Source organism: Saccharibacter sp. EH611, assembly GCF_009834765.1.
Classification (GTDB): Bacteria; Pseudomonadota; Alphaproteobacteria; order Acetobacterales; family Acetobacteraceae; genus Saccharibacter.
The window spans coordinates 120,045-140,630 of sequence record NZ_WVHP01000023.1; the positions used below are offsets into that span (position 1 = coordinate 120,045).

The 20,586-nt window shown below is 51.6% G+C and carries 18 protein-coding genes, 1 tRNA gene, 2 rRNA genes and 1 other RNA gene; 7 read left to right on the top strand and 15 right to left on the bottom strand.

Going from position 1 to position 20,586, the window contains the following annotated elements; all coding sequences use genetic code 11:
* Positions 1 to 244 precede the first annotated feature (244 nt).
* Genes GS535_RS09010 through aroA form a run of 3 tightly spaced genes read right to left on the bottom strand, consistent with a single transcriptional unit; the run spans position 245 to position 3,195 of the window.
* Positions 245 to 1,210 carry a hypothetical protein gene (locus GS535_RS09010; protein ID WP_160792922.1) on the bottom strand — a complete coding sequence of 322 codons (966 nt, stop codon included), beginning with the start codon at positions 1,208 to 1,210 and terminating at the stop codon, positions 245 to 247.
* A gap of 18 nt (positions 1,211 to 1,228) precedes the next feature.
* Positions 1,229 to 1,867, bottom strand: coding sequence for a (d)CMP kinase (cmk, locus tag GS535_RS09015; RefSeq protein ID WP_160792921.1), 639 nt, complete (start codon positions 1,865 to 1,867; stop codon positions 1,229 to 1,231).
* Positions 1,864 to 3,195, bottom strand: coding sequence for a 3-phosphoshikimate 1-carboxyvinyltransferase (gene aroA, locus GS535_RS09020; RefSeq protein WP_160799196.1), 1,332 nt, complete (start codon positions 3,193 to 3,195; stop codon positions 1,864 to 1,866). Before aroA ends, cmk begins: the two co-directional genes overlap by 4 nt.
* A gap of 171 nt (positions 3,196 to 3,366) precedes the next feature.
* Between aroA and GS535_RS09025 the strand changes: the two genes are divergently transcribed.
* Together GS535_RS09025 and GS535_RS09030 are read left to right on the top strand one after the other, a co-directional pair.
* The gene (locus GS535_RS09025) at positions 3,367 to 3,687 is read left to right on the top strand and encodes a TIGR02300 family protein (protein ID WP_160792919.1); all 321 of its coding nucleotides are present in this window, start codon (positions 3,367 to 3,369) and stop codon (positions 3,685 to 3,687) included.
* A 151-nt stretch (positions 3,688 to 3,838) separates the two neighbouring features.
* Positions 3,839 to 4,324, top strand: a complete 486-nt coding sequence (locus tag GS535_RS09030) for a hypothetical protein (protein ID WP_160799197.1) — start codon at positions 3,839 to 3,841, stop codon at positions 4,322 to 4,324.
* Positions 4,325 to 4,436: 112 nt separating this feature from the next.
* On the opposite strand, the gene GS535_RS09035 is transcribed toward GS535_RS09030, so the two are convergent.
* The 8 genes from GS535_RS09035 to GS535_RS09070 form a co-directional block, all read right to left on the bottom strand.
* Positions 4,437 to 5,186 (bottom strand): SDR family oxidoreductase, encoded by a 750-nt coding sequence (locus tag GS535_RS09035; RefSeq protein WP_160793069.1) that lies wholly within the window; start codon positions 5,184 to 5,186, stop codon positions 4,437 to 4,439.
* Positions 5,186 to 5,788, bottom strand: a complete 603-nt coding sequence (gene recR, locus GS535_RS09040) for a recombination mediator RecR (RefSeq protein WP_160793068.1) — start codon at positions 5,786 to 5,788, stop codon at positions 5,186 to 5,188. The genes GS535_RS09035 and recR overlap by 1 nt, the downstream gene beginning before the upstream one ends.
* Positions 5,789 to 5,803: 15 nt before the next feature.
* Entirely contained in the window at positions 5,804 to 6,127 is a 324-nt protein-coding gene (locus GS535_RS09045; RefSeq protein ID WP_160792917.1) for a YbaB/EbfC family nucleoid-associated protein, read from the bottom strand.
* A 15-nt stretch (positions 6,128 to 6,142) separates the two neighbouring features.
* Entirely contained in the window at positions 6,143 to 8,149 is a 2,007-nt protein-coding gene (locus GS535_RS09050; RefSeq protein WP_160792916.1) for a DNA polymerase III subunit gamma/tau, read from the bottom strand.
* Between the two features lie 102 nt (positions 8,150 to 8,251).
* Positions 8,252 to 8,348: signal recognition particle sRNA small type (ffs, locus tag GS535_RS09055), an RNA gene on the bottom strand.
* A 53-nt stretch (positions 8,349 to 8,401) separates the two neighbouring features.
* The gene (gene ggt / locus GS535_RS09060) at positions 8,402 to 10,213 is read right to left on the bottom strand and encodes a gamma-glutamyltransferase (RefSeq protein WP_160792915.1); all 1,812 of its coding nucleotides are present in this window, start codon (positions 10,211 to 10,213) and stop codon (positions 8,402 to 8,404) included.
* Positions 10,214 to 10,260: 47 nt separating this feature from the next.
* A complete protein-coding gene (gene map, locus GS535_RS09065) occupies positions 10,261 to 11,061 on the bottom strand; it encodes a type I methionyl aminopeptidase (RefSeq protein WP_160792914.1) in 801 nt (266 codons plus the stop codon).
* Between the two features lie 128 nt (positions 11,062 to 11,189).
* A complete protein-coding gene (locus GS535_RS09070) occupies positions 11,190 to 12,200 on the bottom strand; it encodes a D-alanyl-D-alanine carboxypeptidase family protein (RefSeq protein ID WP_370518177.1) in 1,011 nt (336 codons plus the stop codon).
* Positions 12,201 to 12,501: 301 nt separating this feature from the next.
* On the opposite strand from GS535_RS09070, the gene clpS reads away from it, so the two are divergent.
* Both clpS and clpA read left to right on the top strand, forming a co-directional pair.
* Entirely contained in the window at positions 12,502 to 12,822 is a 321-nt protein-coding gene (clpS, locus tag GS535_RS09075; protein ID WP_160792912.1) for an ATP-dependent Clp protease adapter ClpS, read from the top strand.
* Positions 12,823 to 12,895: 73 nt separating this feature from the next.
* On the top strand, positions 12,896 to 15,211 hold the full coding sequence (gene clpA / locus GS535_RS09080; protein ID WP_160792911.1) for an ATP-dependent Clp protease ATP-binding subunit ClpA: 2,316 nt from the start codon (positions 12,896 to 12,898) through the stop codon (positions 15,209 to 15,211).
* 8 nt (positions 15,212 to 15,219) lie between these two features.
* Here clpA and GS535_RS09085 read toward each other — a convergent pair whose 3' ends face one another.
* Positions 15,220 to 15,720: a DUF3465 domain-containing protein gene (locus GS535_RS09085; RefSeq protein ID WP_160792910.1), complete on the bottom strand. Its 501-nt coding sequence runs from the start codon at positions 15,718 to 15,720 to the stop codon at positions 15,220 to 15,222.
* 98 nt (positions 15,721 to 15,818) lie between these two features.
* Here GS535_RS09085 and GS535_RS09090 point away from each other — a divergent pair, with 98 nt between their 5' ends.
* The 3 genes from GS535_RS09090 (at position 15,819) to GS535_RS09100 (ending at position 19,442) form a co-directional block, all read left to right on the top strand.
* Positions 15,819 to 16,832 carry an MBL fold metallo-hydrolase gene (locus GS535_RS09090; protein WP_160792909.1) on the top strand — a complete coding sequence of 338 codons (1,014 nt, stop codon included), beginning with the start codon at positions 15,819 to 15,821 and terminating at the stop codon, positions 16,830 to 16,832.
* 188 nt (positions 16,833 to 17,020) lie between these two features.
* Positions 17,021 to 18,607: an NAD(P)/FAD-dependent oxidoreductase gene (locus GS535_RS09095; RefSeq protein ID WP_160792908.1), complete on the top strand. Its 1,587-nt coding sequence runs from the start codon at positions 17,021 to 17,023 to the stop codon at positions 18,605 to 18,607.
* Between the two features lies 1 nt (position 18,608).
* Entirely contained in the window at positions 18,609 to 19,442 is an 834-nt protein-coding gene (locus tag GS535_RS09100) for an N-acetylmuramoyl-L-alanine amidase-like domain-containing protein (RefSeq protein ID WP_160792907.1), read from the top strand.
* Between the two features lie 78 nt (positions 19,443 to 19,520).
* Here the strand turns inward: GS535_RS09100 and GS535_RS09105 are convergent.
* The 3 genes from GS535_RS09105 to GS535_RS09115 form a co-directional block, all read right to left on the bottom strand.
* A tRNA-Met gene (locus tag GS535_RS09105) sits at positions 19,521 to 19,597 on the bottom strand.
* Between the two features lie 33 nt (positions 19,598 to 19,630).
* A 5S ribosomal RNA gene (gene rrf / locus GS535_RS09110) occupies positions 19,631 to 19,745 on the bottom strand.
* Positions 19,746 to 19,831: 86 nt separating this feature from the next.
* Positions 19,832 to 20,586 (bottom strand): 23S ribosomal RNA (locus GS535_RS09115); the annotation flags it as partial.

Here is a 20,586-nt window from a genome sequence, read left to right on the forward strand (position 1 = left end):
TTTGCGCCGCCCATTCTGCAACGAGGATAAAGCGACGTCTCCTCTCACCTCATAGCCAAGCGAGAGTTCATCTAAACAACAGTAAGGCCCGCTGCACCTACGGGCAGCGGTTCTTGCCACGGCACGGCTATATACGCGTGACATAAACTTGGCGGGCACCCTACGATATCTTCTGCAAAGATAAAAGCACTAAATGTGCATACTTAAATCAACACTTAAATTTGGAATATACATTAATGATATGTTATTGTTGTTTCGATATTTTTTGCTTTTTACTTAATGTCTCTGCAAGTAAAAACCCGAACCATACCATAGTTATTATCAATGAGAAAAATATCCCTATATTGATAGAAATGTTCTCTCCGTAAAAATGAATGTTTAGGTGAGTGTTAACAGAGTTCCCTTCATCCACAGCATCATAAATTTGGAAAAAAGAGACCAATAACGCCATCATAGAAGAAATAATGGCCGTATAAAAACGATACCGCTTTCTTTGCGATAAGCTTCCCAGTGATTGGCGATAAACGCGCCATGCCCAAAGACCGTCAAGCGTGTCCATGAGAATCATACCTGCCGCAAAAAGGCATGGCAGAAGAAGCACACGCCATACAGAGACACCCTGCATGGATTGCGTAGCCGACACCCCTAACACGCCAATTTCTGCCGTCGTATCGAACCCCAGCGCAAATAAAAACCCGAGCAGATACACGCCCCATCGTCGGGCTGAGAAACGCTGGATCATCCCCTGGCACTGCCGAACACCCCAAGGAATCGCATGATGATCACGCCACCCCTCAAGCAAGGTTGCACTCCCAGCAAACAGCAAAAATGCCGTTGAGATGATCGTTCCGACCACAGCCCAGCGCGCCATATAATGGTGTATATGCTGCTGCAAGCCATGACCAAGGCAGAAGATCAGCACACACATCCCCACGACGATTGTCGAATGGCCCAGCGAGAAGAACAGCCCAGCACTCGCAGACCCATCACGCCTATGCGCATCGAGTCGAAGGGCACTGTCGATACTCGCGAGATGATCTGCATCTAAAGCGTGGCGTATGCCGGTGCCGTATGCCAAAGCAGCAACCCCGAGCAAAACCGGCTGGTTTGTGAAAAACCAGCCGACGAGTCCCCACAAGGCGAGGTTACCGATGACGGGCCCTACCAGCCATCCAAGCTGAGACACGGTCTTTTCAGCACGCCCCGCCATTACCACAGGAGCGTCATCTTACACCTGTCGTTCCTGTAAGAGCTTAAGGACATGGTCCAAGACCGCCTCTGCATCCATATGGTCTGTTAGAATTTGCACCGCATTATCTGCCGGACGTAAGGGCGACACCTCCCGCGACGCATCTTGCTCGTCTCGCGCGACAATTGCTGCCACTTCCTGAGCCAACTGCTCAGCATCCTGACATTCTTCACCATGCCGTTGGCGATAGCGCCGCTGTGCTCTGACCTCAGGAGAAGCCGTAATAAATAGCTTCAAATCGGCATCGGGAAAGACAACCGTCCCAATGTCACGACCATCCACGACGGCACCATGGGCTCGCCCAACAGAGCGCTGACGTTCAAGCAATGCCTCCCGCACGGCTGGCTGACGCGCGACAAGAGACGCCGCACGGTCCACTTCAGGCACACGCAAATCATCACGTTCTAGGTCAGCAGGCTCAATCGCTTTTGCATGATGTTCGCCCTGTACGGCGGGATCTTCCCCATGGTCTAAAACACGCCGTGCAACAGCGCGATAAAGCAGCCCAGTATCCAGATATGGCAGAGCTAAGCGCTTCGCTAGTGCTTTTGCCAAAGTGCCTTTACCTGCCGCTGCAGGCCCATCTACCGCAACAATTAGCCGACGTGACCCTGTCATACTGTAATCCCTGCTCCTAGCGTATTCATCACATCCACAAACCCGGGAAAGCTTGTTTCAATAAAGGCCGTATCATCAATGGATACAGGCTTTTGCGCAGCCAGACCCAGCACAATCGCACTCATCGCCAAGCGATGGTCCATATGGGAGAGCACCTGCCCACCCCCCGGAAGAGACGGCTGCCCCTCAATAATCAGATCATCACTCTCAACATGCACGCGCGCACCGTTGACCTCAAGCAACGCAACCGTTGACGCCAGACGATCACTTTCCTTCACCCGTAGCTCCGCCAATCCTTGCAAACGCGATGTCCCTTCAGCAAAGGCACACGCCACTGCCAAGATCGGGTATTCATCAATCATGGACGGCACACGCTCTGGAGGCACCGTCACGCCTTTCAATGCCCCGGCACGAACATGAAGGTCTCCCACAGACTCACCACCTTCAATCCGCTCATTGAGAATCTCAAGTGAAGCCCCCATTTCTTGCAGGCTGATAAATAGCCCTGTCCGCAACGGATTAAGCCCCACACCCTCAATCACGCAATCAGAGCCCGGCACCAGCAAAGCCGCCACCAGTGGGAAGGCTGCCGATGACGGATCCCCTGGGACCACCACATCACGCGCCGTCAATGTCGCAGGGCCCTGAAGGCTAATCGTGCGCCCGCCACCCTCAAGAGGCGACACCTGCACATCCACACCAAAATGCTGAAGCATGTTCTCGGTATGGTCACGCGATAGGACGGGCTCTTCCACCACGGTTGTGCCGTGGCAATTCAACCCAGAGAGCAACACAGCCGACTTCACCTGTGCGGACGCAACGGGAAGACGATACTGCAAGGGTTTGCCAGCCCCTGTACCCTGCACAGCGAGTGGCAACCGCTGCCCTTCCCGTGTCAGGAACTGCGCCCCAGTTTCTGACAAAGGCGCAGTTACACGCTTCATCGGGCGGGATCGCAGCGACGAATCACCACTCATCACACTCATGATAGGGTGCGTTGCCAGCAGACCCGTTAAAAGACGCGCTGCCGTGCCAGAATTGCCCATGTCCAAGACATCGCTTGGCTCTTTGAGCTGCCCAACCCCGCAGCCTTCAACGCGCCAAGTTGTCTCACCACGCGTAATCTTCGCACCAAGCTGGCGAAGTGCGCCGGCTGTGCACAGCACATCCTCACCTTCCAGAAGGCCAGAAATCTGCGTTGTGCCTTGCGCAAGAGCAGCAAACATCAGCGAACGATGGCTGATAGACTTATCTCCCGGCACGTGGACACGGCCACAAAGCCCAGCAGGAGAAGCGGAAACAGTAAGGGGACGGTGTTGGGCGGTCATAAGGGTCCTTCATCACGGAGGGATTGCGATGGTATCAATCTACTCACAAGAAAGTGGACTTTAACCATTGCCAGCAAAAGCGAAAAGAGAGAAACATTTGACAGGCCCTGCCTGAAGTGGCATGGGCCCAATACTTCTTCCTTTAGCGTGGCATGGCAGGCTTTCAACATTATGGCAAAACCTGAACTTGGTTTAAAACGGACATGTGTCGATTGTAACGCACGTTTTTATGATCTTAACCGCGTTCCGGCCGTATGCCCGAAATGTGGGACAACACAGCCCTCTAACCTCTCCCGTCTCCAACAGCACGAAGAGGACCTTCCTAACGAGAAGGATAAAGAGCTGGATCAAAACGAGCATGAGAATGATGTCGATCTCGACACCGCCGGTGACGATGACGATGTGATTTCTCCCGACGATGATCTGGATGACGACGACATCAGCAATGATATTGAAGTCACCACTGACAAAGACGATCGCGACGATTCGTAAACGTCTTTGGAGGATCTTTCTCCTCCCCGCGCTGGTGCGCCTTTTCTTACAAGGCGCACTGAAGCGCACTTTTTCTGGGATAAGCAACGCACCCTTTTATCACCTTGGGCGCTCTTTCCTCCTCCCGTTTCTCTATTACGGCGTATTCGGCATGGCTCCCGCTTCTGCCCATGACCAAGGCCAAAAGTTACGCGCGCTTCTCCTAGAGCGTGACAGCGCAACGGCAAGCTTACAGAGCTTCTGCAAAACACCCATTCACGCTGTCTTACTCCATAACCACAGCATTCCCGACAGCGCATTAATCGCCTCACTCAATCTGAGTGCCACCAGCGATGCCGCTATTAACATACGTCATGTGCAACTTATGTGTGGCTCAACGCTCCTCTCTGAAGCCTGGAACGCCTACGTACCCAATCGCCTCACCCCCGTTGCGCGCGCACGGCTTGCTGATAAACACACACCCTTTGGCCGAGCTATCGGAAGTACCACATTCTGGCGTGAAAGGCTTAGCAGCCGTGTAACGGGCCTCCCTACTGGTTTTATTCTCGAAAATCGGGCTCTTTTGCACCGCCATACCGATAATCTTCCTATCGCTGCCGTGCTTGAACGCTACACAAAAGACGCCCTACCACGTTAAGCCTGTGGAAGCCTTTATCCCCAGCCGCACGACTATAGAACGCTGCCAATGAACATGCACGGCCACTCTGCAAGAAAAGCGCGGTGCGAAACTCTGGTAAAATGATCCTCTCTCAGCGAGGAGGCGACCAATTAAGATGCTGCCCACTATCAAGGGCAATCATCTGCCCCGTTATAGACGGTGTCGCTATCAAAAAACGTGCTGTTTGAGCGACTTCCTGAGGGGTCGCTCCACGATGAAGAGGCGTATTGTGGCACATCTGTGCAAAATGCTCATCAGACTGTCCCGCAGCTGGCAAGACAGGGCCGGGGCCGATCGCATTGACGCGAATCCGTGGCGCAAAGCCCAGCGCCATGCTTTGAGTCAAACTCCACAGCGCAGAGCGTGACACCGTGTAGCTGACAAAATGTTGCGTCAGATTCCACACACGTTGATCTAACATATGGAGAATCACCCCTTCTGATGCAGGGGGTAACGCCTCTACCATCGCTTGCGAGAGGACAAAGGGCGCACGCAAGTTAGGCTCCATATGCTGATCCCAGCTGGCACGTGTCACCTCTCCAAACTCATCTCGTTGGAAAACAGAGGCATTATTAATCAGCACACCAACCGGCCCCAACCGGTCATGCACGTCTGCCATCAGCGGCAATAGAGCCTCTTCTTGGGTGAGATCTGCCTGTACGACACAGCCTTTCCCCCCAATAGCCTCTAAAAGCTCTTGGGCCTGCTCAACGCTTCGATGGCAATGGATCGCCACGCTGAACCCTTCTCGCGCCAGCATCGCCACCATCGCACGTCCCAAACGCCGTGCGCCTCCCGTCACAAGAGCAACACGAGGGATAGTGGTGGGGAATGATCCCATCATGTTTCAAGCCTACGTCGTGCCATCAGCGCAGCCGCAAGGGTTCCATCATCCATCCCCTCCAATGCACCGCCCATAGGCACGCCTTGGCCAAGGCGACTAACCGTCACACCTGTTTCAGCGAGTTGATGATGTAACCAATGCGCTGTCGTCGCCCCTTCAACCGTTGCCCCGAGAGCCAACACGACTTCTTTCACACCGCCGCCATCAACACGTTCCAGCAGGCCACGCGTGTTCAAATCATCTGGGCCACGCCCTGAAAGAGCCGACAACGTACCACCAAGCACATGATATAGGCCCTTATGCACCCCGGCGCGCTCAAGAGCCCATAAATCCCCGACTGTTTCGACCACACAAATCACGCTTTGATCACGCTCAATATCTGAACAAATCACGCATGGGTTCTGGCTGTCGAGATTTCCACATTCCGAGCAGGTGCAAATCGCCTGTGCGGCATCGCCCATAACGGCCATCAAAGGCTTAAGCCGTGTTTCTGGCTCCTGCAACAACGCTAAAGCTGCCCGACGCGCGGAGCGTGGCCCAAGCCCGGGCAGACGCGCCAAACGGACAATCAACGCTTCAATTTCTGGGCTTGACCACACGCGCAACGTCCCTCCTTAGAAAGGCAGATCCATACCGGGAGGTAGCTTCAGGCCACCTGTAACCTGACGCATTTCTTCTTCACTGACGGATTCAGCTTTTTTCTTCGCGTCTTCATGAGCCGCAATGATCAAATCTTGAACGGTGTCGGCATCTTCTGGATCCAACAATTTTGGATCAATGGTCAGATTCTTCAATACACCTTTGCCTGTCAGCGTCAGACGCACGAGCCCTGCTCCTGCCTCACCTTCAACTTCAAGCTTGGAAAGCTTTTCCTGCACTTCTTTCATGCGGGCCTGCATTTGCGTGGCCTGCTTCATCATTCCAGCAAGATTTTTCATCAGAGTTCCTGTTTGTTAATCCAAATCGTCTTCACTAATGGATTCGGCATCAATCGGTGCAAAATCCAAATCAGGCGGGCCGTCCTCTCCTAAGGGCGTTGTCGGTTCAGGCGGCAAACCATACTCATCAAGAGAATGGTCTGTCACCTCACCGATCGTCGCCCCCGGAAAAGTCGTCAGCATCGCCTTCACCAAAGGAGACTGCGCTGCTTTATCACGATTGAGCGCAACGACCTTCTCCCCTTGCTCATCAAGGCTCGGCTCCCCCTGTTCCTGCGATGGCTCCACGCGCCACTGCCCAGGATAGAGACGCTCCAGCAGCATACTCAGCTCACGCAGAGCCCGTCGGCACACTTTGTTATCATCAATACGCACGGCCAACAGAGGCGGGCCAAACTGCACGAGATGCGCCTCAAAGCGTAAAATACCATGCAGCCAAGGGTCGTTATGTTCTTTCTTAACGAGCTGAACCATTTCACGCCAGCTGCGCGGCATTGATACGGGGAAAGATGAAGACTGGGGCTCTGGGGAAGAAGCTCCCGTCGTCTCCCGATATTCCTCGCCTTCCACCAACACACCATCACGCGCCACAACGCGTAGCGCTGCCCGGGGCGGTGTTGGTGCCTGTTGTGGCTGAGAGGGTGACTGTACCGCACGCGGTTGGGCTAACGCAGCGGTACCTCCCGACGACGCAACCGACATAGGCGAAGCACTCTGCGCTGAAGCACTTCCTGCTCCCTGCATTGGTGCGCTTGGCCTCTCTGGTGGGGCATCTCCCCCGGTGCGTTGCTGCAACTGGCGAATAATCCGCTCTGGTGTCGGGAGCAAACTGGCATGACAGAGACGAATAAGCACCATTTCGGCTGCTTGCCGACGGTCTGGCGCCATATCGACTTCCGCTATCCCCTTCAACAGAAGCTGCCACGCACGACTTAGCACACTCACAGAGAGACGGTCGGCTAACGCTCCACCACGTACGCGCTCCATCTCCGACAGTTCCATCCCTTCACGGAGCTTAGGGAGGGCTTTGATGCGGGACAGAAAATGAAGCACGTCCATTACATCACCCAGCAACACGCCCAGATCACCCCCACGCGCATAAGCATGGTCGGCAATTTTAAGCGCTTTCGCGACATCCCCTTCCATCGCGGCATCGAGCAGGTCAAACACCATGCCGCGATCAGCCAAACCGAGCATGTCCGCGACAGAAGCCGCATCACTCGCGCCTTGAGCAATCGCCTGATCAAGCAAAGAAAGCCCATCTCGCACAGACCCATCAGCAGCGCGTGCGATGAGCGCAAGGGCTTCCGGCGCAAAGCTGGCCCCTTCTTTGGCTGCAATGCCCCCAAAATGCTCGACCAACTGAACTTGCGGCACACGATGAAGATCAAAGCGCTGACAGCGGGACAACACTGTGACCGGCACCTTGCGCAGCTCTGTCGTGGCAAAGATGAAAGTGACCTGCGCTGGGGGCTCTTCCAGCGTTTTAAGCAGCGCATTAAAGGCATTGCGGGACAACATATGCACTTCGTCAATGACGAAAACTTTCATCCGCGCTTGCATCGGACGGAAACGGGAGGCCTCAATAATCTCCCGCACATCATCCACACCTGTACGCGATGCCGCGTCCATCTCCAAAACGTCAGGATGTCGATCTGCTAAAATGGCCCGACAATTCGGACAAACACCGCACGGCTCAGAGGTTGGGCCGCCGTTACCGTCTGGCCCTATGCAATTAAGAGCACGCGCGATAATACGCGCCGTCGTCGTTTTGCCGACCCCACGCACCCCTGTCAGCATGAAAGCATGCGCTACACGCCCAACCTCAAAAGCCCGACGCACAATACGCACAAGGCTATCTTGGCCGATCAGATCATCAAAGGTTTGAGGGCGATATTTACGAGCGAGAACCTGATAGGGCTTTTTTTCATCAACGGGCGCCATCTGAGGTGCCGATGCAGGCTCATCGCCAAAAAAACCACCACCTTCATCAGGTGGTAAGGGAAGATCGTCATCAGTCAAAGGGGTAACGCCTCCTCCCACGAAGAGGAATGTGCCAGGCCCTGTCGGGTTATGCCGCACAGATTGCGAGCAGGGGCACAAGGGCCTCTATCTGTCTCATCGGTGGAAGACCGGACACCTGACCCAGTGTGATCTTACTACGGCTGCTTCCTTCCGGACCTGACCGAGTTCGCAAGTCAACCGTCCAGGGCCGATCTCCCAACGCGCTTTTAGCACAAACATAGGGGACTAAAGCAAGCCCCCTTAAACGACTTATTGTCCAGCAGCACCACCACCGGGATGACGAGGGTCTGCCACCCCATACACACGCCCTGTGTAAGGGCCGTTCAGACGCGGGCTACCAATCACAATATCCTCAGCAATCCCCCACGGACGATGAGGCACAAAATGGTAGCCTTCATGCGTGAGCGTTTGACGAACGGCGTCAGATAGCGCGCCTTCTTCCATCTCCACCCCATCAGGCATCCATTGTTCGTGCAAGCGTGGGAGGTCAACCGCTTGTCGCAAGTCCAGCCCGTAATCCACCATTCCTGTCAGGGCTGAGAGAATAATCGTCGGGATGCGAGACCCGCCGGGGCTCCCCAGCACTAAAACAACATGTCCGTCCTTGCTCACCACACTCGGCGCCATAGACGAAAGCGGCGTTTTCCCGGGTGCAATCGCATTCGCTTCTGACCCAACAATCCCGAACATATTAGGCTCGCCGGGCTTAATGGCGAAATCATCCATCTCGTCATTCATCCAGATACCCGTGCGTCCACCCATCACGCCAGCACCAAACCACCCATCAAGCGTATAGGTCGTTGACACAGCCATACCGTCACGATCCACGACGGAGAACTGGGTTGTCTCATGTTTTTCTGAAGACGGTGTTACCCCCGCCTTTTGTCCTGACTGAGGGAGCGCAACTCCCACTTGAAGCTGCGCAGAGGATAAAGCGCGGTCACGCGGAATCGCTTCACGCACCTGCTGCGCATACTGTGGGTCTAGGAAATGAGCGACAGGGTTTTGAACAAAAGCAGGATCCCCAAGGTCGCGTCGGTCGGAATAGGCGTGGCGCATCGCCTCAACCTCACGCTGCACAGCAGGGGCTGTGTGTAATCCAAGACGACCCAGATCATCTCCTGACAGAATCGTCAGCATTTCACACAAAGCGACACCGCCCCCGCTAGGCGGAGGTGCGGTCTCTATAAGATACCCACGATACGAACAACGCAGCGGCTCCATCAGGCGAATTCGGTAGGTCAGCAGATCCGCTTTGCTTAAAATGCCACCACCTGCCTGGCTCGCTTGAAGAATCTCATCTCCGATAGGCCCCGCATAAAAGGCGTCCTCACCATCACGCGCAATAAGCGCTAAGCTTTGCGCTAAGTGAGACTGCACAAGCCGATCACCCACCTGAAGGGGAGAACCATCAGGACGTAAAAAAATCGACCGTGCTTCTGGAGAATGACGGAAATAGCCGGTGGAGGTATTCAACAACTCCACATCACCCTCTTCAAGAGTGAAACCATTCCGGGCCAGTTCAATGGCTGGGGCCATATCTTGCGCACGGCTCAACCGTCCCCAGCGCTGACGCACCCCTTCAAGCCCCGCTACCGTGCCAGGAACCGCAACAGCCTTCCACCCTTGGGTCGACTGCCCGGGCACCACATGCCCGGAGGCGTCCAGATACATCGTTGCCGTTGCTCGCTCTGGTGCACGTTCACGAAAGTCAATAAAGACCGTCTTTCCATGCGCAGGACGCAGGGTCATAAAACCGCCGCCACCCAGATTGCCCGCTGCCGGATACACGACAGCCAGCGCATAGCCTGTTGCCACAGCAGCATCCGCAGCGTTTCCGCCTTGCTTGAGAACCCGCGCGCCTGCCTCCGATGCTAAATGCTGCGCAGAGACGACCATCCCATGCGGAGCGGATACCAGAACGCCTGGGCGCACAGTGTCTGGCCCATAAGCCAGCGGGTCATGCGCAGCACTAAGAGGGGCGGCAAGAGCCACTCCCCCCGTCCCGCTTAACCCACACAAAGCACTCCCCAACAAACAAGCATAAACACGCTTCCGCATAGGTTATTCCTTCTCGCTTAGCTTCAACTTAAAGAGGGGAACACCCCTTATTTATAAGGCGGTTTCGTATAACCTTGAGGAGAAAGAGTGAAAATTTCATACCCATCTTCTGTCACACCCAACTGATGCTCAAATTGAGCGGACAAAGAACGATCACGTGTAACTGCTGTCCAGCCATCGGCCAGCGTCTTCACATCAGGCTTTCCGCTATTGAGCATAGGCTCAATGGTAAACACCATCCCGGGCTTTAAAACAGTTCCTGTCCCTGGACGACCAAAATGAAGCACGGATGGTGCCTCGTGGAACCCGCGCCCAATGCCGTGACCACAGAAATCTTCCACCACACCTAAGCGCTGCTTTTCAGCAAACGTCTGGATAGCATGGCCAATATCCCCCAGCGTCGCCCCTGGTTTAACCTGCTCAATCCCGAGCATCAAAGCCTTATAGGTTGCGTCAATTAGCTTTTGTGCTTTGATAGGTATCTTTTTGCCAACGGTATACATCCGCGACGAATCACCATACCAGCCATCAAGAATGGACGTCACGTCGATATTAACGATGTCGCCTTCTTTAAGCGTTCTCTCTCCTGGGATACCGTGGCACACAACATGATTGATCGAAATGCAGCATGATTTTGGAAAGCCATGATAATTCAGTGGTGCAGGGGTGGCCCCATGTTCCAGCGTAAAATCATGCACACGCTGATTAAGTTCCTCTGTCGTCACGCCAGGCTGTACATAGTCAGTAATCATATCCAGCGTCTTTGCCGCCAGCTGACCAACCGTGCGCAAATGCCGGAAATCATCCTGAGAATAAAATTGTATACCACGTTCGTTATGAGAAGCCATGAATCCGTATTATCCTAACATCACTCAATGATTAGGCTAACAAGATGCGTCCGCTCCTCCGCCAACGCAAGAGAAGACGTTTACATCCACGCTTCTTCCCTCAAATCTGCCGTGTTGATGAGGCCGCTTTAAGAGCGATGATGCCCACGACGTGACACGCTGATACGATGGGCCACACGCCCATGCAAAGCACGCGGACGGTAAGACACGAGAACAACGCGATGCCTGTGCCTACCAAAATGAGGCACTGTACGTCGTCCCCAACGACGGCGCCCATGGCCAGAAGCAACAAGAGATGGTGTCTTTAACAAGGGTTGTGGCGCCTGGCCTTCCGCCTCAAATCCCTTATTGAGCATCGCAATCATTACATTATTCCGCTGCGTGTTACTCTCTGCCCCCATCACCACACCAATAAGGCGAATGCGGCCTTGTCGTGCAGAGCTCACAAGATTATGCCCCGCAAGATCCGTAAACCCTGTTTTGAGACCATCAGCTCCCGCATACAGCTTCAGCAATGGGTCATGGTTTGTGATAATACGGTGATGAAAGACGAATTGGTCTGTCGCAAAATAAGAATAATATTGCGGGTAATCGGTAATGAGGTGCCGCGCGAGTCGGGCGAGATCACGCGCCGTCGTAACTTGATCAGGATCAGGCAAGCCAGAAGCGTTTTGGAAGGTCGTATTGCTCATCCCCAAACGTCGTGCCTGGCTGGTCATGTAGGCTGCAAAGCGCGTTTCATCCCCACCACCTAGAAACTCCCCTAACGTGCATGCTGCATCATTAGCAGATTTTGTAACAAGAGCGAGTATCCCTTGCTCAACAGTTAGAAAGCTGCCTGGCCGCATGCCAAGCTTAGACGGTTTTTGCAAAGACGCATGAATAGACACAGGCATTCTTTGCCCTAGCGTAATGCGCCCCTGCTCGAGTGCCTGAAACGTCAGATACAAGGTCATCATCTTCGTCAAAGACGCCGGATAACGCTGCAAGTCTGCGTCTGTCTCTGATAGCACAGCCCCCGTGCGCGCATCCATCACAAAACCGGAAAGATGGCCCACATACTGCGCCCGAGCCATGCCGCTCGCAAAGAGAGTTAATCCCAAAGAGAAGAGCAAAGCAAAACGACGCATAAGGGGCATGAGAATGATCAGCCTATGTGATAAATGACGAAAGCTGTAGAAAATAGGGATTGAAGGATTATAAAATCCCATACGTTTCTTCCATTAGTAGAATCACGATTACAGGCCTGTCCATAAAAATTTCCATTTCTTGGCCGTTTTCCCGCCCGATTCTCCTTCCGATCGAGGGCTCTTTTGTATGATCCCCCTTCTCAAACGCGCAAGAACTGCCCATAGTCTCTCCTATATACGGGTTCCACGGCACGTATCATCGTCGCTTATGGAGCATGTTGAGGCTCACCCAGCACTTGAGGAGACCGCTATGGGACAGGCAGAACGAATTGGCGCCGTACGCGACGAAACGCTTACCAGCCGCAAAACAGACCTGGCCCATCCTTCAATGTATAAGGTCATCATGCTCAATGATGACTATACGCCCATGGACTTTGTCATAGAGGTTCTCGAGCGTTTTTTTGGTAAAGCACATCAAGAAGCAACCGCTATCATGCTTGAAATCCATAACAAGGGAAGCAGCATTTGCGGTATTTTCACTTATGAAGTGGCAGAAACAAAAGTGAGTCAGGTAATGGATCTCGCACGACAAAACCAACACCCTCTCCAATGTACTCTTGAGAAGGCGTAGCAGACGCGCCACATGACATATTTGTCTCTTTATTTTCGTCTGTCTGACCCTTGCTCACTATAGGGAGCGCTCTATGCTGTCCTCTACACTCGAACAGACGCTTCAGCGTGCACTCGTCTTCGCTGGGCAATACCAGCATGAATACATCACTTTGGAGCATCTCCTCCTTGCCCTTTGTGATGATAGCGATGCGGTAGCTGTCCTGGAGGCTTGCCGAGTTGACCGTACCCAGCTGCAGCGCGACCTCACCGACTTTCTAGAGCATGATCTCCACGCTCTACAACGTCCTGATCTTAGCGATCCACCTCAGCCGACATCCGCTTTTCAACGAGTTATCCAACGGGCAGCGATCCATATCCAAAGTGCAGGTCAGCCAACGATGAATGGCGGAAATGTGCTTGTGGCGTTTTTTGCAGAACGTGAAAGCCACGCGGTTTTCTTCCTCCAAAATCTTGGTTTGACACGCCTGGATGCGATCCATGCTATGGCACAAGAGGAACCACGCAGCACGTATCAGCGTTCCACTCGTGGAGCGCGTGCACATACAGCAGACCCCGATGCAGCACCGAAGGGCGAACCCAAAGACGACAAGCATGACGCGCTTGATGCCTATTGCGTGAACCTCAACGATCGTGCTCGCGCCAACAGCATTGACCCCCTCATTGGACGTGAAGCAGAGGTCGAACGCCTCGTTCAAATTCTCTGCCGTCGTACTAAAAACAACCCTCTGATGGTCGGCGATCCTGGCGTTGGGAAAACCGCCATTGTGGAAGGATTAGCAGGGCGTATTATTGCCAAAAAGGTTCCTGCTATCCTTAAAAAATCCGCAATTTATAGCCTTGATTTAGGAAGTCTCTTAGCCGGCACGCGCTACCGTGGAGATTTTGAGGAGCGCCTTAAAGCAATCGTCAATGAACTTGAAAAAACACCTAATGCTATTTTGTTCATTGACGAGATCCATATGCTCGTCGGCGCAGGCGCCACAACAAATGGCGCTATGGATGCGTCTAACCTCCTTAAACCTGCTTTAGCTGCTGGAAAGCTGCGCTGCATCGGCTCCACGACGTATTCTGAATATCGTCAACATTTTGAAAAAGACCATGCTCTTACCCGGCGCTTTCAGAAAATTGACGTTACAGAGCCCTCAGAAAAAGATAGCATACGGATCTTACGCGGCCTTAAAAGTCGCTACGAAACGCATCATGATATCCGCTACACCGATGCCGCCATTAAAGGGGCTGTGACCCTTTCTGCGCGTTATATCCATGACCGAAACCTGCCTGATAAAGCGATCGACTTAATTGACGAAGCGGGGGCTGCTTGCCGCTTATTACCCCCTCATCGCAAAAGACAGACAGTTGGCCTTAAAGATATTGAAGCCACAGTTGCTCGCATTGCGCAAATCCCGCCACGCCATATGTCTAAAGATGACCGTTCGACGCTGCGACATTTATCGTCAGACTTACGCAAGGCTGTCTTCGGTCAACAAACAGCCATTGATGCCCTCTCTTCAGCCATTATGCTATCACGCGCAGGCCTACGAGATGGTGAAAAAACAATCGGTAGCTACCTTTTCTCCGGCCCAACTGGCGTCGGCAAAACAGAGGTGGCGCGCCAGCTCGCATCTTCACTCAATATCAAGCTCATTCGCTTTGATATGTCAGAATATATGGAGCCTCATTCGATCTCACGTCTGATCGGCACTCCACCGGGTTATGTCGGTTTTGAGCAGGGCGGCTTGCTGACTGAAGCGGTCAGCCAAAACCCGCATGCTGTCCTCCTGCTAGATGAGATTGAAAAGGCCCATCCCGACCTCTTTAATATTTTGCTGCAAGTTATGGATCACGGCAAACTAACCGACCATACGGGGAAAGTGGTAGATTTCCGCAATGTGATCCTCATTATGACGACCAACGCTGGGGCCGCAGACCTCTCTAAAGAGGCAATCGGATTTGCACGCACTAAACGTTCCGGAGATGATGAAGAAGCGATCAAGCGACTTTTCTCACCAGAGTTCCGTAATCGGTTGGATGCGATTGTGCCCTTCGCTCCACTCTCACCTGAGATTGTGCAGCATATTGTCAGCAAGTTCGTTGAGCAGCTGAGAACATTATTGAGCGCAAAGAAGGTTACGCTAGAGCTCTCAAAGAAAGCGTCTCAGTGGCTGGCCGAGAATGGCTATGACCGCCTCAACGGAGCGCGACCGCTGGGACGTCTTATTCAAGAGAAAATCAAAAAACCCCTCGCTGAAGAGCTCCTGTTTGGCAAGCTCGCTGAAGGAGGGCATGTCCGCATTGACGTAAAGAAGGACATACTCACCTTCAGCTATACAGACTCCCATCATGACACGAGTAAGGCGCAGAAACAGCGCGATCTCACTCCTGCCTGACCGAGAGCTTACTGATAAGACTGGCCGTTAACAGCAACAAAACCTGCCCACGGCCAGTTGCGGCTCGTCCCATGATGGGTCCAATCCACCCCTTGGCGACGAGGGCCGTCGTAATAATAGCGCCCCTGCACCTCGACGTGATCGCCCACTTTCACCCACGGCCAAGCAGGTGCGCGCATTTCATCAAGATTTGACACAACCCGGACAGGCTCTCCTGAGCCAACGCTCATCATGAAATAGCCATGCCAGCCGCTACGACTACGGCGTGCGCGGAAAATTTTTGTCACTTGGCCACAGATATGCTCAGGCAGGTCACTGTGCAGACCATAGGCTGTGCGGTGAGAAGAAAACTGCTGCGCAAATGCGTTTTGATCCCCCAGAAAATGCGCATTATCGCATTGTGTCGGCATAACCGCACCAGCAGGCGGCCCTGCCAAGGCTTTACCCGGCGCGATAAAGGCCAAACCCACCAAACTTAGAACCGCCAATGACGGATAAAAGAGACGCATAATAGCTTCCTTACTCACGTAAATGCCTTTCCCCACTCTTGAGGCAGGACTATCCTTGTAGAGCATGAGTGTAAACAAATCCGTAGGAGATCAATTCCATGAGTGCGACGATCCTGTCATCCCTTCGCGGGCTGATCAAAAAAGCTCCCTCAAACCAAGGCCCCGCCTTTGCAGACACCCATCCCGATTTCGAGATTATCGCCCTTGGAACACGCAGCGGTGTCATTGACGGCAATCTCACCTCATACATGGTCCGCCCTCTTGGCCGTAACGAAGCGGTCTTATGTGATGCAGGCACATTAGGGCATGGGTTAAAAATCGCTGATCAAAACGGGTCGCTAGACGATATCCCCATTATGCCCGACTCCCCCTTAAGTCGTGCGGGACATGTGTTGAAACAAACCATCCGCGCTTATCTCATCAGCCATCCTCATTTGGACCATATGGCGGGACTGATCCTAACGTCTCCTGACGATACGCCCAAACCCATTTACGGCCTCCCCAGCACCTTAAACGCGCTTTCCGCCCATCTCTTTAATAATGAGATCTGGGGCAATCAAGGAGACCGTGGAGCAGAGCCGGTTATTGGTAAATATCGCTATCAAGAGATGGAAAGCGGTATCGCACAGACGATTGCCGATAGTGATCTGACTATTCGCGCTTGGCCTTTGAAGCATGGCCCCATAACCTCTACGGCTTTTCTCATCGAAACCGGCGGAAAAGCCGTGCTCTATCTCGGCGATACAGAGGCAGATAAGCCTGAAAACGACGAACAACACCTCCATGAATTGTGGAAAGCTGTCGCACCACTTGTGAAAGAGCAACGCCTCAAAGCCATCGTGATGGAAGCCACCTATAACAACGACCATCCCGAAAGTGCCCTCGCTGGCCACATGACCCCACAGCATGTGCTCGACAGCTTACGCGATCTCGCGTTAGTCTGCGGGGGACGGCATCACGTGCGCGGTCTTAAAGTGCTGATCACGCATGTAAAAGAAACATTTCAACTCGCAGAAGACCCCGTTACTCATATTGCCCGTGAGCTCAATGACGGGAACGATATGGGCATCTACTTTCTAATGGCAAAGCAGGGTGAGCGTTACCTTGTCTAAAACCAATCTTCATTAAAGAAACACGCATTATCAATAATGGGTACCAATAAGTCCCATTATTGATAATGGCATTACTCAACTCAAATCACATCAAAAAATTGTGGAATATAATAAACTTTACACCATGCACGATATGTCTAGAATCTAAAGATATATTTCCAATGAACTCTTACTGTCGGAGTTGTGTGATGGCTAGCTATGATGTGACCATTATTGGTGCTGGGTTCTCAGGTTTAACACTTGCCTACCAACTCCTACAGAATATCGGTCCTATTCAAATTGCCCTGATCAATGATGGCTCTTTCCCGGTTAATAATGCTGCCCATAAGGTTGGAGAATCTGTCAATGAGGTTGGCGGACTATACCTTTCGCATATTTTAAAATTACATGATTATATGGAAGATAATCATTTTAAAAAAATGGGCATGCGCTTTTTTAAAGAAACGAACGGCTCTTTTGCAGAAATGGGACCTGCAGCTTTTCCTGCCAATGATTCATTTCATTTCCAACGCGGGAAATTCGAAAATGATCTCTATGCCATGTTGAAAGAAAACGTAGACTTCTTCAATCATCATAAATTCGTCGATTTCTCCGAAGAAACATCACATAAACATGTTCTTTTTATCGATAAAGAAGGAAAAGAAAAAAGCCTTACAACACAATGGGTTATTGATGCCTCAGGCATGAAAAAAGTTCTTTCAAAGAAATTTAATATAACACGCAAGCTCCCGATCTCACACGCATCAGTATGGAGCCGTTTTTCAGGGTTTATCAATGTCAGTGATATCTATCTTGATCATGGAGAGACCCCTTTCAGCTATGCCACAAGAGAACGCAGCTCTATCCACGTTGAAGGATTAGGATATTGGATTTGGATTCTTCCGCTTTCTGATCATGCAACTAGCCTTGGTATTGTGTTTGATGAAGAAAGATACTCATTTGACGACTTTTCATCACAAGAAAAAATGCTGTCTTGGCTAGATAAACATGAACCTCTATTGGGCTCTTACCTTCGAAAAAAGAATTTCAATATTCTAGATTTTAAAATCCTTCGGAAGTTTGCAACGCTTTCCGATTATGCAACGTCTCCAGACCGTTGGGCTCTGACAGGAGACGCTTATGGTTTTTGGGACCCCTATTATTCAGGAGGTTTCGATGTCGTCGCTTTTCAAAATACAATGCTTACACAAATTATTAAAAGCGATCTAGCGGAAGAAGATATAACCCGAAAAATCCATAACAATAACGTACTCATTTCTTCCTTTATGGAATTAATGGAGCATATGTTCAATAACATGTATACACTAAAAGAAAATTGGTATTATTTAACTGTTAAATACTGCATTGATAGTGTTACCTATTTTGGCAGCTTTTGTGTTATTATGAGAAACATTGATTTCTCAGATGATATCCTTGTTGAAAGTATTATCTCTCTTGTAAAAGAAACTATTTCCATTTATTCTGACATCGCTTCTTTCTTAAGAAGTGATACCTTCAAAAAGCTTAACTATACAGCTCCAAGAAAGTTTCTTTTACATCCGACATTATTTAGCACCACTAATATGAATATTAATACGCCTAATAATAATAAAAATGAACTGATAAATATACTCAAAAAACATGTGAATATTATGAAATACCAATATTATTACCTTTTGAAAGGATATGATTATATGATACTCTTACACTCATCTATCTATGATATAATCTCAAGTAATACAGATATCGACTCTTACGCAGATAATCCTCTTTTGCTGCTCCAAGAAGGAGCATAAGATGAATGTAACATCGCATGGTATGTATAGACGATCATTTTTAGCACTTAGTGGGGCCTTCTTAGGTAGCGGATGCAGCCCCTTCTCGCGTCCTCATCTACCCCATGACCTTACAATCGACAGCTATACACGTGATAAAATTCATACTCTCACCTCTCTTCATTCAGAAATGTGTGGAGAAGCGGCCCGCCTATCTTTTATTTCAGAAGCTCTTCTTAGAACTTCCTACCTTGCCAACCATCTTATTGGGTCCGCAATCTCTCCCGAGAAGCTTGTCGTTGATTTACGAAGCGTAGATTGTCTTTCTTTTCTGGAATATGTTATCGCACTAACTCATAGCAGATCACTTGACAGTTTCCTACAGGCCTTAGTTCAAACACGCTATAGTAACAATATTATTTCGTTCCCTACGCGACGACACTTCTTTAGTGACTGGTCCTGCGCATCCCCCTTACTCGCGCGAGACGTTACGCAATCTCTCTCCTCTGACGTTGTTTCTGTTACCAAGAAGCTCAACCAAAAAGCAGATGGTTCTCTTTATTTACCGGGGATTCCTGTTAAAGAGCGTCGTATTTCTTATCTTCCGAGCTCAGCTCTTCCAAAGGCGCTTCCTCTTTTAAAAACCGGTGATCTGATCGGAATTTACAGTGGCCTCCCCGGTCTTGATGTAAGTCATACGGGTTTTGCTATTTGGCGGTCTGGCCAGTTATTTTTCCGGAACGCATCTTCCCTCAAACGGAATCGTTATGTTGTTGATACGCCCCTCAACGACTATATGCACGGAAGGATCGGACTTGTTGTTCTACGTCCGCTAGAGAGAGCGTGTCTTTCTTGAAGACGCATCGTGCTTCTAGGCTGAGAGGTATTCGTGCTCATCTTAGAAGGAACGGAATATTTTATTTTTATGGGGTATTGGATGCGGGGGTAGGATTTGAACCTACGACCTTCAGGTTATGAGCCTGACGAGCTACCGGGCTGCTCCACCCCGCGTTAGTGGGTGGTATTGTAAGGGTAAGCGAGGGGACCTGGCGGCGACCGACTTTTCCACTCATCGAGGAGCAGTATCATAGGCGCTGGGGGTTTTGACGGCCGAGTTCGGGATGGGATCGGGTTTGGAGCCCCCGCCATAGCCACCAGGTCTTCCCGCTCACCCTGTAAGGTGATGGGAGTGTTGGTTGGTGTTTTTTGAAGAGAGTGTGACTGACTACTGTGCATGTGTTTTGATGTGTGAGAGATATGGGCGATTAGGATCAGTTAGCTTCATACGTTGCCGCACTTCCACACCTGACCTATCAACGTCCTGGTCTTGGACGGCCCTGTGAGACCTTGTTTTAAGGCTGGTTTCCCGCTTAGATGCTTTCAGCGGTTATCCATTCCGAACTTAGCTACCCGGCTGTGCCACTGGCGTGACAACCGGTGCACCAGAGGTTCGTTCATCCCGGTCCTCTCGTACTAGGGACAAATCCTCTCAAGTCTCTTACACCCACGGCAGATAGGGACCGAACTGTCTCACGACGTTCTAAACCCAGCTCACGTACCACTTTAATCGGCGAACAGCCGAACCCTTGGGACCTGCTCCAGCCCCAGGATGTGATGAGCCGACATCGAGGTGCCAAACCTCCCCGTCGATGTGAACTCTTGGGGGAGATCAGCCTGTTATCCCTAGAGTACCTTTTATCCGTTGAGCGATGGCCCTTCCACGAGGGACCACCGGATCACTATGGCCGACTTTCGTCTCTGCTCGAGCTGTCACTCTCGCAGTCAGGCAGGCTTATGCCATTGCACTCAACAGTCGGTTTCCGACCGACTTGAGCCTACCATCGCGCGCCTCCGTTATCCTTTGGGAGGCGACCGCCCCAGTCAAACTGCCTACCATGCAGGGTCCCGGACCAGGCTTACTGGTCTCGGTTAGATATCAGAAGAGTTGGGGGTGGTATTTCAAGGATGACTCCACCAAGACTGGCGCCTTGGGTTCAAAG

Excerpts from the sequence above, each read along its gene's own strand:
- GS535_RS09035 (WP_160793069.1), bottom strand. The coding sequence starts at position 5,186 with ATGGGATCATTCCCCACCACTATCCCTCGTGTTGCTCTTGTGACGGGA.
- GS535_RS09070 (WP_370518177.1), bottom strand. The coding sequence starts at position 12,200 with ATGCCCCTTATGCGTCGTTTTGCTTTGCTCTTCTCTTTGGGATTAACT.
- aroA (WP_160799196.1), bottom strand. The coding sequence starts at position 3,195 with ATGACCGCCCAACACCGTCCCCTTACTGTTTCCGCTTCTCCTGCTGGG.
- GS535_RS09010 (WP_160792922.1), bottom strand. The coding sequence starts at position 1,210 with ATGGCGGGGCGTGCTGAAAAGACCGTGTCTCAGCTTGGATGGCTGGTA.
- GS535_RS09045 (WP_160792917.1), bottom strand. The coding sequence starts at position 6,127 with ATGAAAAATCTTGCTGGAATGATGAAGCAGGCCACGCAAATGCAGGCC.
- cmk (WP_160792921.1), bottom strand. The coding sequence starts at position 1,867 with ATGACAGGGTCACGTCGGCTAATTGTTGCGGTAGATGGGCCTGCAGCG.
- GS535_RS09090 (WP_160792909.1), top strand. The coding sequence starts at position 15,819 with ATGAGTGCGACGATCCTGTCATCCCTTCGCGGGCTGATCAAAAAAGCT.
- GS535_RS09030 (WP_160799197.1), top strand. The coding sequence starts at position 3,839 with ATGGCTCCCGCTTCTGCCCATGACCAAGGCCAAAAGTTACGCGCGCTT.
- clpS (WP_160792912.1), top strand. The coding sequence starts at position 12,502 with ATGGGACAGGCAGAACGAATTGGCGCCGTACGCGACGAAACGCTTACC.
- ggt (WP_160792915.1), bottom strand. The coding sequence starts at position 10,213 with ATGCGGAAGCGTGTTTATGCTTGTTTGTTGGGGAGTGCTTTGTGTGGG.
- GS535_RS09095 (WP_160792908.1), top strand. The coding sequence starts at position 17,021 with ATGGCTAGCTATGATGTGACCATTATTGGTGCTGGGTTCTCAGGTTTA.
- map (WP_160792914.1), bottom strand. The coding sequence starts at position 11,061 with ATGGCTTCTCATAACGAACGTGGTATACAATTTTATTCTCAGGATGAT.
- clpA (WP_160792911.1), top strand. The coding sequence starts at position 12,896 with ATGCTGTCCTCTACACTCGAACAGACGCTTCAGCGTGCACTCGTCTTC.
- GS535_RS09025 (WP_160792919.1), top strand. The coding sequence starts at position 3,367 with ATGGCAAAACCTGAACTTGGTTTAAAACGGACATGTGTCGATTGTAAC.
- GS535_RS09085 (WP_160792910.1), bottom strand. The coding sequence starts at position 15,720 with ATGCGTCTCTTTTATCCGTCATTGGCGGTTCTAAGTTTGGTGGGTTTG.
- GS535_RS09100 (WP_160792907.1), top strand. The coding sequence starts at position 18,609 with ATGAATGTAACATCGCATGGTATGTATAGACGATCATTTTTAGCACTT.